Below are 15292 nucleotides of genomic sequence, written 5' to 3'. Positions count from 1 at the left end.
GCTATGCCGGCCCGCTGCACCCGGTCGGTGACCCAAGTCACACAAGTCCGGCGCGGCGGGAGAAAAACGCAACGCGAGCCGGACGATCAGCCCGTCGTCATGGCCGGGGGGAATACGCCGCCATGACGGATGCCCAGAAGGTCGAACGTTGGATCGACCGGTTTCCGCTCCTTCAAGCGCTCAGCCCGGCGCACCTCCAGATCGCCCGGGGAACTGTCCACTTCCCGGTCCTGGACGCCGGCGCCATCGCCTATGAACTCGATGGCGAGTGCGCCAACTACCTGATGTGCCTAGAAGGCCGCACGCGCATCTTCCGCATGTCGGAGGGCGGGCGCGAGGTGCTGATCTACAAGGTCGGCCCCGGCGGCACCTGTGCCCTGACCACGCAGTGCCTGCTGTCCGGCGGCACGTTCCCGGCGCAGAGCGTGGCCGAGGAGAAGACCGAGTTGGCGGCGCTGCCGGTGGGCACGTTCAAGCACCTGATGGGCGAGAGCGCCGCGTTCCGCAGCTTTGTCATGGACGACTACACGCGGCTGATGTCCGGCCTGTTCACGCTGATTGATGAGGTCGCATTCGCGCCGCTGAAGCAGCGCCTCGCGCAACGGCTCTTGGCCGAGGCCGATCCGCGGGGTGTCGCCGCGGTGACCCATCAGAAGCTCGCGGACGACGTCGGCAGCGTTCGTGAGGTGGTCAGCCGCCTCCTGGGGCAATGGGCCGAGGCGGGCCTGATCGAACTTCGTCGGGGAGCAATCGAAATCGTTGACCGTGCCAGCTTGGCGGCCGCAGGTCGGCAGTGACTTGGGCGTGGGGTGTCTGCTTTCGCGGCAGACCCAGACGAAGCGTACGCTCTGGGATCAACTGGAGCAGGCGAACAGCGACTGGTCGGCCATGGCTCTCCGCGGCGGCTCCCGAGCACTCGTTCGGCATATGCGACCCCGACTTGGTAGTGGTGTATAAAAGACACCCCAGGAGTGCGGGCTCCCAGGGTGTAGCCGACCTCGCGGCCAGTTTGATCGGGCTGGGGATACGAAGGTCAGCTGGATAGCTGCTCTTCCGCGACGGAAGGCGACGAGGAGGACCAACTACCCCTCGCCCGCCGCCGCACTCCCGGCACAGCCGCCGGGAGCAGCTCGACGGATCTCAGTAGGAGCCGAACTTGAAGTTCAGGCCGGCGCGGGCGATGGCGCCCTCGGTCCGGAAGCGGGAGATGTAGCCGACACCCGGGCCGCCGACGGAGCCGACCAGCAGGTTGTGGCTGCCGAGGTCGTAGCGCAGGTACTCGGCCTTGATCGTCACGGCGTTCGACCGGAAGAAGTTCAGGAACGAGTCGGTGGGCAGCGCGTACTCGATGCCGCCGCCGTAGGCGTAGCCGGTATCGATCCGCGAGCGGCTGCCGAAGTAGGTCAGCGGCGCGGCGGTCTGGAAGCCGACGCGCTGGGTCACGTCGCCATAGGCGAAGCCGCCGGTGCCGTACACGAAGACGCGGTCGAAGGCATAGCCGACGCGGCCGCGGATGGTGCCGAGGAAGCTCAGGTCCGTCCGGTACGTGTTGGTCAGGACGTTCGGGTTGAAGGCCGGGCGGAAGATTGACTGCACGCCGGTGCGCTGCAGATCCATGTACTGAGCGTCAGCCTCGATACCGACGACGATGCCGGAGCCGGGGGTGAACTGGTAATTGTACCCGACCTGACCACCGGCAGAGAAACCGTCCTGAGGCAGGCGGACGGCCGGGCTGCGCAGCAGGTTGTTCACGTTGCTCTGAAGGGCGCCGATGCCGACGGTCCGGATCGTGTCCGCCTCGGTGTAGGCGTAGCCGGCGTTGATACCGAAGTAGGCGCCGGTCCAGGTGAAGACCGGGACGGGGCTGAACACCGGCGGCGGGGCGGCGCGGCGCGGCAGGTCGGCGGCCGAGGCGGCGGCGGTCAGAGCAGTGCTCGCAACCAGAATACCAAGCAGGTTTTTAATCACAGCAAGCTCTTGTTCGTGACACCAAATCGCGCCGCAAGTTAGACGATAACGCAGCGCGCCGATGTACCATCCAAGTCACATCCCGAACTAAAGCTGCCCAAAGGCATTTTCAGATGCCAGCTAGACTAAGTGGCCCCGACTAGAAGACGGCAAAGACATTGCCGCATCTATTATAGGGCAAGATAGACGTATCAGGCTGGCCTTTAATCCTCCCCCCCTTCTCTCTCGTACCAAAAATTTCACCATTTCCGGTCCTGCCGACCCAATCGCCGCGCATCTGGGCGATCTGCGAGCCGGTGTCGTTCTCCGGTGCGGCCAGGAAAACCGACGGGTTGACAGCATCGTTCACGCGTGAATGATTCAGGCCTGAACGGAGCGCCGGTCAATGGCGACATCGACTAAGCAGCCTGGGCTCAGGCTTGACGACCAACTCTGCTTCGCCCTTTACGCCGCGACGAACTCGGTCGTGCGCGCCTACCGGCCGCTGCTGGGCGAGCTCGGGCTGACCTACCCGCAATACCTCGTCATGCTGGCGCTCTGGCAGGACGGCGTTACGGCGGTGCACGACCTGGCGGCCCGGCTGCAACTCACGTCCAGCGCGATCACGCCCCTGGTCGACCGGTTGGAGGCGGCGGGTTTCGTCACTCGCGCCCGAGGGGAGGACCGGCGCGTCGTCCTCGTCGCCCTGACGGAGACAGGCCGGTCGTTGGAGGTCAGGGTCTCGGAGGCGCAGCAGGCCGTCGTCTGCCGCACCGGGCTAGGCGACCGCGACCTCGCCGACCTGCGCCAGGAGCTCAAGGAACTCGCCGACCGCGTCGCCGCGACGGGCATGGCCCGGGACGACGACCCGGGCTGAGGAAGCAACGCGCGCAGGCGGCGATGCTCCCTGCGGAGGCGAGCTTTTCCTGCATGGGTTCGACGGCGGGATGGCCAGCGACCTAGGCGGACCTATCGAGGGCCAAGCGTGATTGCCGGCGCCCTCCAACTTGTCGGCTCGCGATGGGCCGGACGATGCCCGCACGCCATGCGGGTCGAACATTGGAGGAGACATGGACGCGCAAGCGACCGGGGATCCGGGGGGCGGCCAGCCCTGGGGACCCCACAACACGGTGACGGTGGTCGACCCGTCGCCGGTGAACTGGCTTTCCATCACCTGGAACACGATGGAGGAGGCCAACCGCGTCGACCACGACGGCATCGGCCAGCCGAGCCTCGCCGAGAGCTGGCGCTGGCTCGACAAGGAGACCCTTGAACTGAAGATGCGGGACGCGGTCTACCAGGACGGCGAGCCCTTCAACGCGGCGATGTTCAAGCTCGGCTTCGACAAGGTTCAGGAATGGACCAACCCGCACCCGCCGGGCGCCTTCCTAAACTTCGCCCGGGACGTGACCTGTGAGGCGGTGGACGAGCGCACCATCCGCATGCGCTTCCCCGGCGGGGACTCCGCGGCGCTGATGAAGCTGCGCGGCATGCACCTGCCGTCGACGCGGTTCTGGAACGAGTGGGGCTTCGTCGACCCGAAGACGGGCTCGGCTGAAGGTCATTGGTGAGTCATCGACGCGCCTGGTCCGTGGGGGACTGGCCCGTTCGTGCTCACCGAGGGCGTCTCGCTCATCGATAGCCGCTCCGACCGCGTGGTCATGGAGCCCAACCCGACGTACTGGAACCCGGCCCGCAGGCCGACGGTCCGGATCGTCTACGACAACGTCATCGGCAAGGCCGAGGGCATCAAGTCGGTGGCGGCCGGTGACGGCCGGGTCGACGTGGTGTTCGACCTGACGCCGGATGAGGCGCACGCCTTCCCGGCGAGCGACAAGGGCAAGATCCAGACGAAGAAGGCGAAGACGATCCTGACGGGCGTCTTCAACGAAAACCGTCCGGACTCGCCCTGGCGCAACCCGGAGGCCCGCCGGGCGCTCAACCTCGCTATCGACCAGGCCTTCGTGCTCCAGCACGGGGCGCATGGCTACGGCACGGTGATCCCGGCCTTCATCCAGCCCGGACGCTACGGCGCGGATCCGGGCCTGAAGCCGATGCCGCACGACCCCGAGGGTGCCAAGCGCACGCTCGACGGCCTGGGGCTCGGGGGACGGGAGTTGGTCTTCGTGGCCTCGCCCGCCTGGAAGGGCGTGGTGGAGGCCATCGGCCAGTGCCTCGCCAAGGTCGGCCTCGGCTGCCGCTTCGTCAGCGACCGGGGCGATCTGCCAGAGGAGTTCGACGTCAAGCTCGAATGGTACTTCGACTGGACGCCGCAATATCCGGTGGCCTGCGTGCACCGCGAGTTCTTCGGGAAGGACGCGACCCTGCGCCAAGGTCCGGAGGATCCGAGGTTCGACGCCCTCTACGACAAGCTCCTGCATACGCCGGAGAGCGGGACGGAGGGTGTGGTGCGCGAGGTGGAGCGGTACCTGCAGGACGAGGCCAAGGCCCTGTTCCTGTACTCGCCGTTCACGCTGTTCGCGGTGTCGGACCGGGTGGAGTTCACGCCCTACGACACCTGCATGTCCGAACTCGCCGAGACCCGGATCAAGGGTTGAGGCGGAAGGCGGCGCGGGGGCTCCCGCGCCGCCACCTTCCGCGGACGAGAAGGCCGCATGATCGTCGCCACCGCCGGCCATATCGACCACGGCAAGACCGCGTTGGTGAAGGCGCTGACCGGCATCGACGCCGACCGGCTGCCCGAGGAGAAGGCCCGGGGCATCACCCTCGATCTCGGCTTCGCCTACGCGCCGAGGAACGGTCGCCTGCGGGTGCCGCTCGGCTTCGTCGACGTGCCGGGGCACGAACGCCTGGTGCGCACCATGGTCGCGGGCGCCACCGGCGTGGCCTGCGCGCTGCTGGTGGTCGCCGCCGACGATGGGGTGATGCCGCAGACGCGCGAGCACGTCGCCATCCTCGATCTTCTTGGCGTCGACCGGGGCGTCGTCGCGGTGACAAAGGCCGACCGTGCCGATCCGGACCGCATCGCGGCGGTGACCGCGGAGATCCACGCCCTCCTCGCCGACACCGGGCTCGCGGAGGCACCGGTCGTCGCCTGCTCGGCGCTGACGGGATCGGGCATCGACGACCTCGCCCGCCTACTGGAGGCCACGGTTGGTTCCCGCGTCCCGACCGGTGCTGACCGTGGCTTCCGGCTCGCCGTCGACCGGCACTTCACCGTGCCCGGTGCCGGCTTGGTCGTGACCGGCGCGGTGCATGCCGGCACGGTCCGCGTGGGCGACCGGCTGCTCGTCTCGCCCGGCGCGCGCGAGGTCCGGGTGCGCGGCGTGCGCGTACACGATGCGGTGGCCGAGACCGCGCGCGCCGGGGAGCGCTGCGCCCTGAACCTGGTCGGTCCCCGGCTGTCCCTCGACGACGTGGGCCGGGGCACATGGGTCCTGGCGCCGAACCTGCACGGCCCGGCGACCCGCCTCGACGTCTCCGTGCGCGTGCTGCCGCACGAGGGTCGGCCCCTGCGCCACCGTACCCCGGTGCATCTCCATCTCGGGGCGGCCGCGGTGACGGGACGGTTGTTGCTCCCCGGGGCTGGGTCAGTCGAACCGGGCGAGACCGCCCGGGCAGTGATCACGCTCGACCGCGAGATCGGCGCCCTGGCCGGGGACCGCTTCGTCCTGCGCGACGTCTCGGCCGTGCGTACGCTCGGGGGCGGTCGGGTGCTCGACGTGGACGGACCGCGCCGGGGCTCCTGGACGCCGGAACGCCGGGCGGTCGTCGCGGCGCTCGATACCATGGATGACGGCCGCGCCCTCCGAGGCCTCCTCGCCACCTCCGGACCCGGGGTCGACCTCGCCCGCCTCGCCCGACTGCGCAATTTGCCCGCGGCGACGCTGGACGCCCTCGTCACGGAGGAGGGTGCGGTCGTCGCGGAGGATGGCCCGCGGCTCGCGTTCCAGGGTTCGCGGATCGCCGCGCTGGCCGCCCGCGTGGTGTCCGAACTCGCCCGGACCCACATGGCGCAGCCCGACAACCCCGGGCTCGCTCACGACGAGATCGCATCGACGGTGGAGGCCGGGGAACGTCCGGCCCTCCCGGCCGCCCTCGACGGCCTCGTCCGGACGGAACGGGTCCTGCGACGCGGCGCGCTCCTGCACCTGCCCGGTCACGTGGCGCGCCTGCGTCCGGCCGACGCCGTCGTCTACGATACCGTTCGCGCCGTGCTGGAGGAGGCGGGCTCGAACCAGCCCCGCCTCACCGTCCTCGCCGAGCGCCTGGGCCGCCAGCCCGACGAACTCCGCCGCCTCCTCGACAAGGTCGGCCGCCTCGGCTGGCTCGTGCGTGTCTCGAAAAGCTACTACGCGCTCCCGGAGGCGGTCGCCGAACTGGCGCGCATCGCGGACGCGGTGGCGCGGGAGCATCCCGAAGGCCTGCTGACGGTCGGGCGATTTCGCGAGACGGCCGGCATCGGCCGCAACCTGACCATGCCGCTCCTGGAGTTCTTCGATGGACGGGGGTTCACGGTGCGGATCGAGGCGGGACGTCGCATCCGCGCCGATTGGCGCGTCCTGGCCCCCTCGAACTGGCATGACGCCGCGCATGGAAGGTCGGGGCCGGATCCCACCGTCATGCCACCGTCGGCATGACGGCGGGAGCGCCTTTCCCGGCCCAAACTGAAACCTTTCGCGACGGGCCTCCGTACAGGTCGGCATGCGCCCGGCCAGAGCGCGGCGCGGGGCCCTGCTCCGGCGCCCGAAAAACTGCGCTCGGTCGCCAGCACTCAAGGATATTTCTTTCACGAAATCAGGAACTTGCGACGCAATCTTCATCTTGCATCACTGTGCGAAGGGAATCCCTTCCCCGTACAGGAGACATCGAATGAAGATCACCACCCTAGCGCTCGCGGCCTCGGTCCTCGGTGGCCTCGCGCTCGGAACCAGTGCCGCCTCGGCCGCCCCGATGGGCCCGAACGGCCTTCAGGCCGCCCCGGCGGGCGTCACCCAGGTTCGGATGAGCAGCAGCGAGCGCATGATGATGAAGAAGCGCATGATGCATAAGAAGATGATGAAGCGCCGGATGATGAAGCGGAAGATGATGATGAACCGCATGTAAGCGGCCATCACGAACGCGGCGGCCTGACCTTCGGGTTGGCTGCCGCGCCCCGCGGTTCCTAGGATATGTCACCCTCGTGCCCCGCACCTACCTGACGCGCTCCGCCCCAGACACGGGCGAGGTGGAGCATCGACGCTGGATGTTCCGGCACCCCGCCGTCATCCGAATCACCCACTGGGTCAACGCGCTCTGCCTGTTCGTCCTGCTGACGAGCGGCCTGCAGATCTTTAACGCCCACCCGGCGCTGTACTGGGGCAAGGTCTCGACTTTCGACACGCCGCTCATGGCGATGTCCCAGACCGATGACGACCTGCCCAAGGGCGTCACGACGGTCCTGGGCCGCACGTTCGACACCACCGGCTATCTCGGCTCATCGACCGGTGCGGACGGCGAGGCGGCCGATCGCGGCTTCCCGTCCTGGCTGACGCTGCCGGGCGACCAGGACCTCACCGGCGGCCGCAGTTGGCACTTTTTCTTCGCCTGGGCCTTCGTCCTGAACGGCGCCCTGTACCTGCTCTACGGCCTGCTCAGCGGCCAGTTGCGCTTCCGCGTCGTCCCGCAGCGCGACCAGGTCCGGCATCTCGGCGCCTCGGTTTGGGAGCACCTGACGCTGCGCTTCCCGCAGGGCGACGAGGCCAAGCGTTACAACGTCATCCAGAAACTCACCTACGCCGTCGTCCTGTTCGTGCTGCTGCCGGTGCAGGTGCTGGCCGGCCTCGCGATGTCGCCGGCGATGGACGCGGCCTTCCCGTTCCTGCTGACGCTGTTCGACGGGCGGCAGTCGGCCCGCACGGTCCATTTCGTGGTGGCGGCCCTGCTGGTCCTGTTCGTCCTCGTCCACGTCGCCCTCGTCGTGCTCTCGGGGTTCTGGAACAACATGCGCGGCATGCTCACGGGCTGGTTCGTGATCGAGCGCAAGGTGGAGCCCGCAACGGCGGACCGCGCGGGAGACCGGGCATGACCCGTCAGCCCAGCCGACGTTCCCTCCTGCTCGGCGCAACTGCTGCGACCGGCACCGCGATGCTCGGTGGCTGCGACCGCCTCGGCGAGGCCGACTGGTTCCGTCGCACGCTCAAAGCCGGCGAGGATGCCAACCTGTTCGTGCAGCGGCTGCTCCTTACGGAGCGGACGCTCGCGCCCGAGTACGCCGAGGCGGACATCTCGCCCTGGTTCAAGCCGAACGGCACCGAGGACCCGCCTGACAAGGCCTACAAGGCGCTGGCGCGGCACAAGTTCGCGGACTACCGGTTGGAGGTGGGCGGCCTCGTCGAGAACCCACTGAAGCTATCCCTGGCCGAGCTGCGCAAGCTCCCTTCCCGCACGCAGATCACCCGGCATGACTGCGTCGAGGGGTGGAGCTGCATCGGCAAGTGGACTGGCGTGCCCCTGTCCGAGATCCTGGACCGGGCACGGCTGAAACCGCAAGCGCGCTACGTCGTGTTCCGTTGCGCCGACACGATGGACCTGGGCGCGGACGATGGCGCCGAAGGGGACGGGACGGAAGACGCCTCGTCCGGCGGCAACGCCAACCCCGCGATGACGAAGCAATCGGGCGGGGGTGAGAACAAGCGGGATTCCGGGGGCCAGCAAGCCGCCGAGGGAAGCTCCACCGGCGACGACGCGCCCGTTCGCTACTACGAGAGCATCGACCTCGTGGACGCCTTCCATCCCCAGACCGTCCTCGCCTACGAGTTGAACGGAAAATTCCTGCCCGTGGCGAACGGCGCACCCCTGCGGCTGCGCCTCGAACGCAACCTCGGCTACAAGCAGGCCAAGTACGTGATGCGCGTCGAGGTGGTGGAGAGCTTTGCCGACATCGGCGAGGGCAAGGGGGGATACTGGGAGGACCAGGGCTACGCCTGGTACGCCGGCATATGAAGGCTGATGCCGCGGACACGGCCTTGGTTTCGTTCATATCCGGACCGATATCGGCATCATTGCCGACCAATGGATTTGACCGGGATCCGTGTCCGATAACGTGCTTCCTTTCATGCGCGCGGAAGGCGCCGACCAGAAGATCCTGGTTGAGAATGCCCGCCTCCGGGAGCTGCTTCGGCAGGCCGGCATCCAGTTTGACGCGGCTGAGGCACCTGTCGACACCGGTTTCATGGCCGGTGGCGGTGAGATGGGCGCGCTCATGCGCTCGATGGACTGGTCGCAGACTTCGTTCGGCCCGGTCTCGGACTGGTCCCAGGCCCTGCGATCGGCGGTCAGCATCTGCCTGACCACCCGTTTCCCCGTCGTCCTCTACTACGGGCCCGAGCGGGCGCTGATCTACAACGATGCGTGGCGGCCGGTCGTCGGCGACAAGCATCCCTGGTCGTTCGGGCGCGCGGGCACGGAGGTCTGGGCCGAGATCTGGGACATCATCGGCCCGATGTTCGACACGGTCTTCGAGACGGGCGAGGCGACCTGGTCCGACGACCAGCTCCTGCCGCTGAACCGCTTCGGCTACGTCGAGGAGTGCTACTTCTACTACTCGTACAGCCCGATCCGCGGCGAGCAGGGCCGCGTGGAAGGAATCTTCACCGCGGTCGCCGAGACCACGCCCAGGGTGCTTTCGGACCGGCGCTCGCGGCTGCTGCGCGACCTCGCTGCCCGGTCCATCGAGGCGAAGTCGACCGAGGAGGCCTACGCCGCCGCCGCCGAGGTGCTCGCAGGCGACCCACACGACGTGCCCTTCGCGTTGCTCTACACCTTCGATGCTGACGGCGAGGGCCTGACCCTAACGGGCCAAGTTGGCGTACCGGACGCGATGACACACCTCGCCCCGGCGGGTGAGGCGGACGGCGACCCCTGGTCCCTGCGCAAGGTGGCCGCCGCCGGGACGCCTCTGCTGCTAGAAGGGCTCGACGCGCGGATGCCCGGTCTGCCGGGCGGGCCGTGGCCGGAGCCGGTCACCCAGGTGCGGGTCATGCCGGTCACGGCCGGAACGGGCGGCCGCACCAGCGGGATCGCGGTCATTGGCATCAGCTCGCGCCTGCGATTCGACGAGCGCTACCAGGTCTTCTGCGAGCAGGTCGCCTCCAACCTCAGCGCTGCCGTCACGAACGCGCTCGCCTACCAGGAGGAGCGGGCCCGCGCGGAGCGCTTGGCCGAGATCGATCGGGCCAAAACCGCCTTCTTCTCCAACGTCAGCCACGAATTCCGCACGCCGCTGACGCTAATGCTCAGCCCATTGGAGGAGATCCTCGCCAAGCCGCCGGGCGGCGTGTTGCCCGACAACCGGGCGCTGGCGACCGTCGCCCACCGTAACGGCCTCAGGCTGCTGCGCCTCGTCAATGGGCTGCTCGACTTCTCCCGTGTCGAGGCTGGTCGCGCTCGCGCCGCATACAGGCTCACCGACCTGCCCCGGTTTACCGCCGAGCTCGCCGGCAACTTCCGGTCGCTCTGCGAGCAGGCGGGACTGACGCTGACGGTCGATTGCCCGCCCCTCGACACCCTCGTGCCGCTTGACCCCGAGATGTGGGAGAAGGTGGCGCTCAACCTCCTCTCCAACGCCTTCAAATTCACGCTGGCGGGTGGGATCACCGTGCGGATGCGGCGGGACGGCGAGTGTGCCGTGCTCACCGTCTCGGACACCGGTACAGGCATTCCTGCCGAAGAGCTTCCGCGACTGTTCGACCGGTTCCACCGGGTGGAGGGGGCGCAGGGGCGAACCTTCGAGGGAACCGGCATCGGCCTCGCCCTGGTGCAGGAGATGGTCCGCCTCCACCGCGGATCCATCCACGTCGAGAGCGAGCCGGGCCAGGGCAGTACGTTCCGGGTCTCGCTACCCCTCGCGCAGGACGGGGTCGGCCCCGCGCTGGAAGGCTTCACGCCGAGCCTGACCGCAGCACGGGTCGAGGCATTCGTGGCCGAGGCAAAGCGCTGGATCGACGGTGGTGCCGGGGCGGAGGACCTGATCCTTGACACCGAGCCGGTCAGCCATGGCCCCTCTTCCACGGGCCGCGTCCTGCTGGCTGACGACAACGCCGACATGCGCGAGCACGTCTCCCGCCTGCTCATGGCACAGGGCTACGACGTCGAGGCCGTGCCGGATGGCCAGGCGGCGCTCACCGCCGTCGGTGACCGCCGGCCAGACCTCCTGCTCACCGACGTGATGATGCCCCGCCTCGACGGTTTCGGCCTGCTTGCCGCCGTGCGAGCCGACCCAGCCATGAGCGATCTGCCCGTCATCATGCTCTCGGCGAGGGCCGGCGACGAGGCCAAGGCCGAGGGCCTCGATGCCGGCGCCGACGACTACCTGACGAAGCCGTTCTCGGCCCGGGAGCTGATCGCGCGCGTCGGCGCGAACCTGCAGCTTGCCCGCGTGCGGCGCGAGGCGGCCGAAGCCCTGCGTCGGGTCAACGAGGACCTGGAGCGGGAGGTTGCCGCCCGCACGGCCGAGCGCGACCGGATCTGGCATGTCAGCCTCGACATGCTCGGCGTGGCCGATGCCGCCGGCGTCTGGCTTGCGGTCAATCCGGCCTGGACCCAGATCCTGGGCTGGCAGCCGCATGACATCGTCGGGCGTACCTCTGAGTGGTTGGAGCACCCCGAGGACCGCGAGAAGACCCGCGAGGAGGTGCGGCGGCTCGCCGAAGGCGCGACTACGCTGGCCTTCGAGAACCGCTTCCGCACCCGTGACGACAACTACCGGACGTTGTCGTGGACCGCGGTCCCCGCCGACGGGCGCCTGTACTGCGTCGCGCGCGACGTGACCGACAAGCGGGCCCACGCGGTCAGCCTCGCCGAGGCCGAGGAGGCGCTGCGGCAGTCGCAGAAGATGGAGGCGGTCGGGCAGCTCACCGGAGGCGTGGCCCACGACTTCAATAACCTGCTGACCATCATCCGCTCGTCGGTGGACTTCCTGCGTCGGCCGAACCTGCCGGAGGAGCGGCGCGCCCGCTACATGGACGCCGTCTCCGACACGGTGGACCGGGCCGCCAAGCTCACCGGCCAGCTCCTCGCCTTCGCCCGGCGGCAGGCACTGAAGCCCGAGACCTTCGATGTCGGCGCACGGCTCCAGGCCGTGGCCGAGATGGTCGACACCGTCACCGGCGCCCGTATCCGGGTCGTGGTCGATGTGCCGGAGCACCCTTGCTTCATCTGCGCCGACGCCAGCCAGTTCGAGACGGCGCTCGTCAACATGGCTATCAACGCCCGCGACGCGATGGAGGGCGAGGGCACGCTGACCCTGCGCCTCGCCTGTGACCAGGCGATGCCGGCCATCCGCGGACACAGCCCGTCCCGCAACCCGTTCGCGGCCGTCAGCGTCTCCGACACCGGCAGCGGCATTGCCCCCGACACGCTGGCCCGCATCTTCGAGCCGTTCTTCACCACGAAGGAGGTAGGCAAGGGTACGGGCCTCGGCCTTTCCCAGGTCATCGGTTTCGCCAAGCAGTCCGGCGGTGACGTCGATGTGGACAGCGCGGTCGGAAGGGGCACGACCTTCACCCTCTACCTTCCGCAGGTGGACCCGGTCGACGGGCCGGTGCCCGATGATGCTGGGGAGGTCTCCTGGGGGGAAGGGCGGCGCGTGCTCGTGGTCGAGGACAACATCGAGGTCGGCCGCTTCGCCACGCAGATCCTGGAAGACCTGGGTTACGTGACAGCGCTGGCCGCCAACGCGGAGGAGGCCCTGGATCAGCTCGGCGGCGACGGCGCCGGCTTCGATGCGGTCTTCTCGGACGTGGTCATGCCGGGCATGGGTGGCGTTGCGCTAGCCGAGGAACTACGCCGCCGCCTGCCCGAACTGCCCGTGGTGCTGGCTTCGGGGTACAGCCACGTCCTGGCGGAGAAGGGCGCCCACGGCTTCGAGCTCCTCCACAAGCCTTATTCCGCCAGACAGATTTCCCGTGTCCTGAACAAGGTCATGTCAAAAGGCGTTGGAACGGGACCCCGGATCGGCGTGCAATCGGGACCCCTTCGCAAGCTGGGTGCGGTGCGGCTGAGCTGATCCGACGTCCAGCTTTCGCGGCGTAGGCGCTGGCCTCAGACGCGGTTCTTGAAGCGCCAGCTCTCATTGCCGGTCTCGACAATCTCACAGTGATGGGTGAGCCGATCGAGCAGCGCCGTGGTCATCTTGGCGTCGCTGGCGAACACGCTCGGCCACTCGCCGAAGGCAAGATTGGTGGTCACCACGATCGAGGTGGTCTCGTAGAGCTTGCTGATCAGATGGAACAGCAACTGGCCGCCTGACTGCGCAAACGGCAGGTAGCCGAGTTCGTCCAGCACCACGAAGTCGAGCCGCATGAGATGGTCGGCGATGCGGCCCTGCCGACCGGCACGCGCCTCGGCTTCGAGCCGGTTGACGAGGTCGACCACGTTGTAGAACCGGCCTCGCTTCCCGTCCCGGATACACGCTCGCACGATGGCGATGGCCAGGTGCGTCTTGCCGGTGCCGGTGCCGCCGACCAGCACGACGTTGCGCTGATGGGCCAGGAACTCGCCGCCAGCGAGATCGCGCACCAGCCCCTCGTTGACCGGCGTGTCGGCGAAGGCGAACTCGGCGATGTCCTTGGCCAGGGGCAGCTTGGCGATCGTCATCTGGTAGCGGATCGAGCGCGCCTGCTTCTCGCTGATCTCGGCTTGGAGCAGGTCGCCGACGACCTGCTGCGGCTCGTGGGTGCGCTTGAGCGCGACCTTGATGATCTCGTCGTAGGCCGCCTTCATCCCGAACAGCTTCAGCTCGCCCATGGTGGCGAGGATGTCCTGACGTTCCATCATGGGGCTCTCCTCAGGCTGTCGTAGCGGGCACAGTCGGCGACCGGCTCATGGCGCAGCCGCAGGCTCTCGGGCGTCAGGATGGTGACCGGGGCGGTGGGCTCGCGCTGGCGTGCCAGGATGTTGAGGACGACGTCGGCCGAGTGCACGCCCTCACGCAGCGCCTCGGCGCAGGCCGCCTCGACTGCGCTCAGCCCGTCGCGCAGCACGGCGGTGAGGATCTCGACCATCTGCCGGTCGCCGTCGGCGGAGCCGGCGAGCTTGCGTCGGATCCGGTCGAGGGCCGCAGGCAACACCCAGTCCTTGAACGGCGCGCCGTTCCTGAGCGCACCGGGCTTGCGGGCGAGCACGGGGACGTAGTGCCAGGGGTCGAACATCGTCTGGTTGCGACCGAAGCCGCGGGCATGCTCGCCGACGATGCGCCCGTCCTGACGGATCTCTACGCGCTCGGCATAGGCGCGCACCTCGACCGGCCGCCCGAGGGCGGAGGCCGTGACCGAGTACCGGTTGTTGTCGAAGCGAACCAAGCAGGTCGAGGACACGGCCGCCGGCACGGCGTGGAAGCCGTCGAAGCGGCCAGCGTAGGGGACCAAGGCTGCCCGCTCGGCCTCGAAGGCCTGCCACACGGTCCGGTCGGGCTGCTCGGGATGCGGGTGAGCCTTGGCGTAGGCGATCACCCCGTCGAGCAGCAGGGCGTTCAACTCGTCGTAGCTCCTCACCCGGATGCGCGGCGTGAACAGACGCTCGCGCACCAGCCCGACCTGGTTCTCGACCTGCCCCTTCTCCCAGCCCGAGGCCGGTGTGCAGGCCACCGGCTCGACGAGGTAGTGCGAGCACATCTGCAGGAAGCGACGGTTGTAGGCGCGCTCACGTCCGACGAAGATCGCGTCCACGGCGGTCTTCATGTTGTCGTAGATCCCGCGCTGGCAGGTGCCGCGGTAGAAGGCGAACGCCCGGTCGTGGGCGTCGAACACCATCTCCTGGCTCTCGCGCGGATAGGCCCGCACGAACGGCATGCGAGAGTGGCACAGCCGGACGTGGGCGACCTTGATCTCTGTGGTTGTGCCGCCGATCAGCACCGTCTCGTGGCTCCAGTCGAACTGGTAAGCCTCGCCCGGCGCGAAGGAGAGCGGCACGAACGCCTGAGTCGAGACGGCGGTGCGCTCGCGCTTCCAGCCCTTGGCATAGCGGCGCACCGCGTCGTAGCCGCCCTCGTAGCCGAGCCCACGCAGAGCCTCGTAGACGCGCATCAGCGTCAGTCGCTCGCGCCGCGCCTTGCTGGCGTTCGCCAGGAGCATCCGATCGAGCTCGTCCCGCCACGATCCGAGCTTCGGGGCAGGTTGGATGGCGCGGGTGTATTGGAACGCCGTCGCCTCGGAGCGGATGACCTTGCGCACGACCTTACGCGAGACCCTCAGCTCCCGGCAGATCTGCTTGATCGGCTTCTGCTGCACGAAGTAAGCGCGGCGGATCTTTGCGACCGTCTCCACGACCAACATCCCGCGCAAGCCTCCCGTTCGAGCCGGAAGGCAGTGTGGATGACTTGTCCTGGGGGTCCCGTTTGGACGCC

Annotated in this window: 10 protein-coding genes and 2 pseudogenes; 8 read left to right on the top strand and 4 right to left on the bottom strand. The window is 68.5% G+C overall.

Going from position 1 to position 15292, the window contains the following annotated elements:
* Positions 1–122 precede the first annotated feature (122 nt).
* Positions 123–797 (top strand): Crp/Fnr family transcriptional regulator, encoded by a 675-nt coding sequence (locus tag LOK46_RS02270; protein ID WP_273562297.1) that lies wholly within the window; start codon positions 123–125, stop codon positions 795–797.
* Between the two features lie 343 nt (positions 798–1140).
* Here LOK46_RS02270 and LOK46_RS02265 read toward each other — a convergent pair whose 3' ends face one another.
* Positions 1141–1968: an outer membrane protein gene (locus LOK46_RS02265; RefSeq protein WP_273562296.1), complete on the bottom strand. Its 828-nt coding sequence runs from the start codon at positions 1966–1968 to the stop codon at positions 1141–1143.
* Positions 1969–2107: 139 nt separating this feature from the next.
* Entirely contained in the window at positions 2108–2317 is a 210-nt protein-coding gene (locus LOK46_RS02260) for a hypothetical protein (protein WP_273562295.1), read from the bottom strand.
* 36 nt (positions 2318–2353) lie between these two features.
* Here LOK46_RS02260 and LOK46_RS02255 point away from each other — a divergent pair, with 36 nt between their 5' ends.
* The 7 genes and pseudogenes from LOK46_RS02255 (at position 2354) to LOK46_RS02225 (ending at position 12955) form a co-directional block, all read left to right on the top strand.
* Positions 2354–2824 (top strand): MarR family winged helix-turn-helix transcriptional regulator, encoded by a 471-nt coding sequence (locus tag LOK46_RS02255; protein WP_273562294.1) that lies wholly within the window; start codon positions 2354–2356, stop codon positions 2822–2824.
* A 193-nt stretch (positions 2825–3017) separates the two neighbouring features.
* Positions 3018–4505 (top strand): annotated as a pseudogene (locus LOK46_RS02250) (ABC transporter substrate-binding protein).
* A 57-nt stretch (positions 4506–4562) separates the two neighbouring features.
* Positions 4563–6548, top strand: coding sequence for a selenocysteine-specific translation elongation factor (selB, locus tag LOK46_RS02245; RefSeq protein ID WP_273562293.1), 1986 nt, complete (start codon positions 4563–4565; stop codon positions 6546–6548).
* 232 nt (positions 6549–6780) lie between these two features.
* Positions 6781–7014 carry a hypothetical protein gene (locus LOK46_RS02240; RefSeq protein WP_273562292.1) on the top strand — a complete coding sequence of 78 codons (234 nt, stop codon included), beginning with the start codon at positions 6781–6783 and terminating at the stop codon, positions 7012–7014.
* Positions 7015–7090: 76 nt separating this feature from the next.
* Positions 7091–7975, top strand: coding sequence for a cytochrome b/b6 domain-containing protein (locus LOK46_RS02235; protein ID WP_273562291.1), 885 nt, complete (start codon positions 7091–7093; stop codon positions 7973–7975).
* Positions 7972–8892, top strand: coding sequence for a molybdopterin-binding protein (locus tag LOK46_RS02230; RefSeq protein WP_273562290.1), 921 nt, complete (start codon positions 7972–7974; stop codon positions 8890–8892). Before LOK46_RS02235 ends, LOK46_RS02230 begins: the two co-directional genes overlap by 4 nt.
* An 88-nt stretch (positions 8893–8980) precedes the next feature.
* Positions 8981–12955, top strand: a complete 3975-nt coding sequence (locus tag LOK46_RS02225; protein ID WP_273562289.1) for an ATP-binding response regulator — start codon at positions 8981–8983, stop codon at positions 12953–12955.
* A gap of 35 nt (positions 12956–12990) precedes the next feature.
* Here LOK46_RS02225 and istB read toward each other — a convergent pair whose 3' ends face one another.
* Entirely contained in the window at positions 12991–13722 is a 732-nt protein-coding gene (gene istB, locus LOK46_RS02220) for an IS21-like element helper ATPase IstB (RefSeq protein WP_092047643.1), read from the bottom strand.
* A 5-nt stretch (positions 13723–13727) separates the two neighbouring features.
* Positions 13728–15221: pseudogene (gene istA, locus LOK46_RS02215) on the bottom strand (IS21 family transposase); the annotation flags it as partial.
* Positions 15222–15292 lie beyond the last annotated feature (71 nt).

Source organism: Methylobacterium sp. NMS14P (genome assembly GCF_028583545.1).
Lineage (GTDB): Bacteria > Pseudomonadota > Alphaproteobacteria > Rhizobiales > Beijerinckiaceae > Methylobacterium.
The sequence above is the reverse complement of the archived record's forward strand: the minus strand, read 5'-3'. Positions and strand labels throughout refer to the sequence as shown.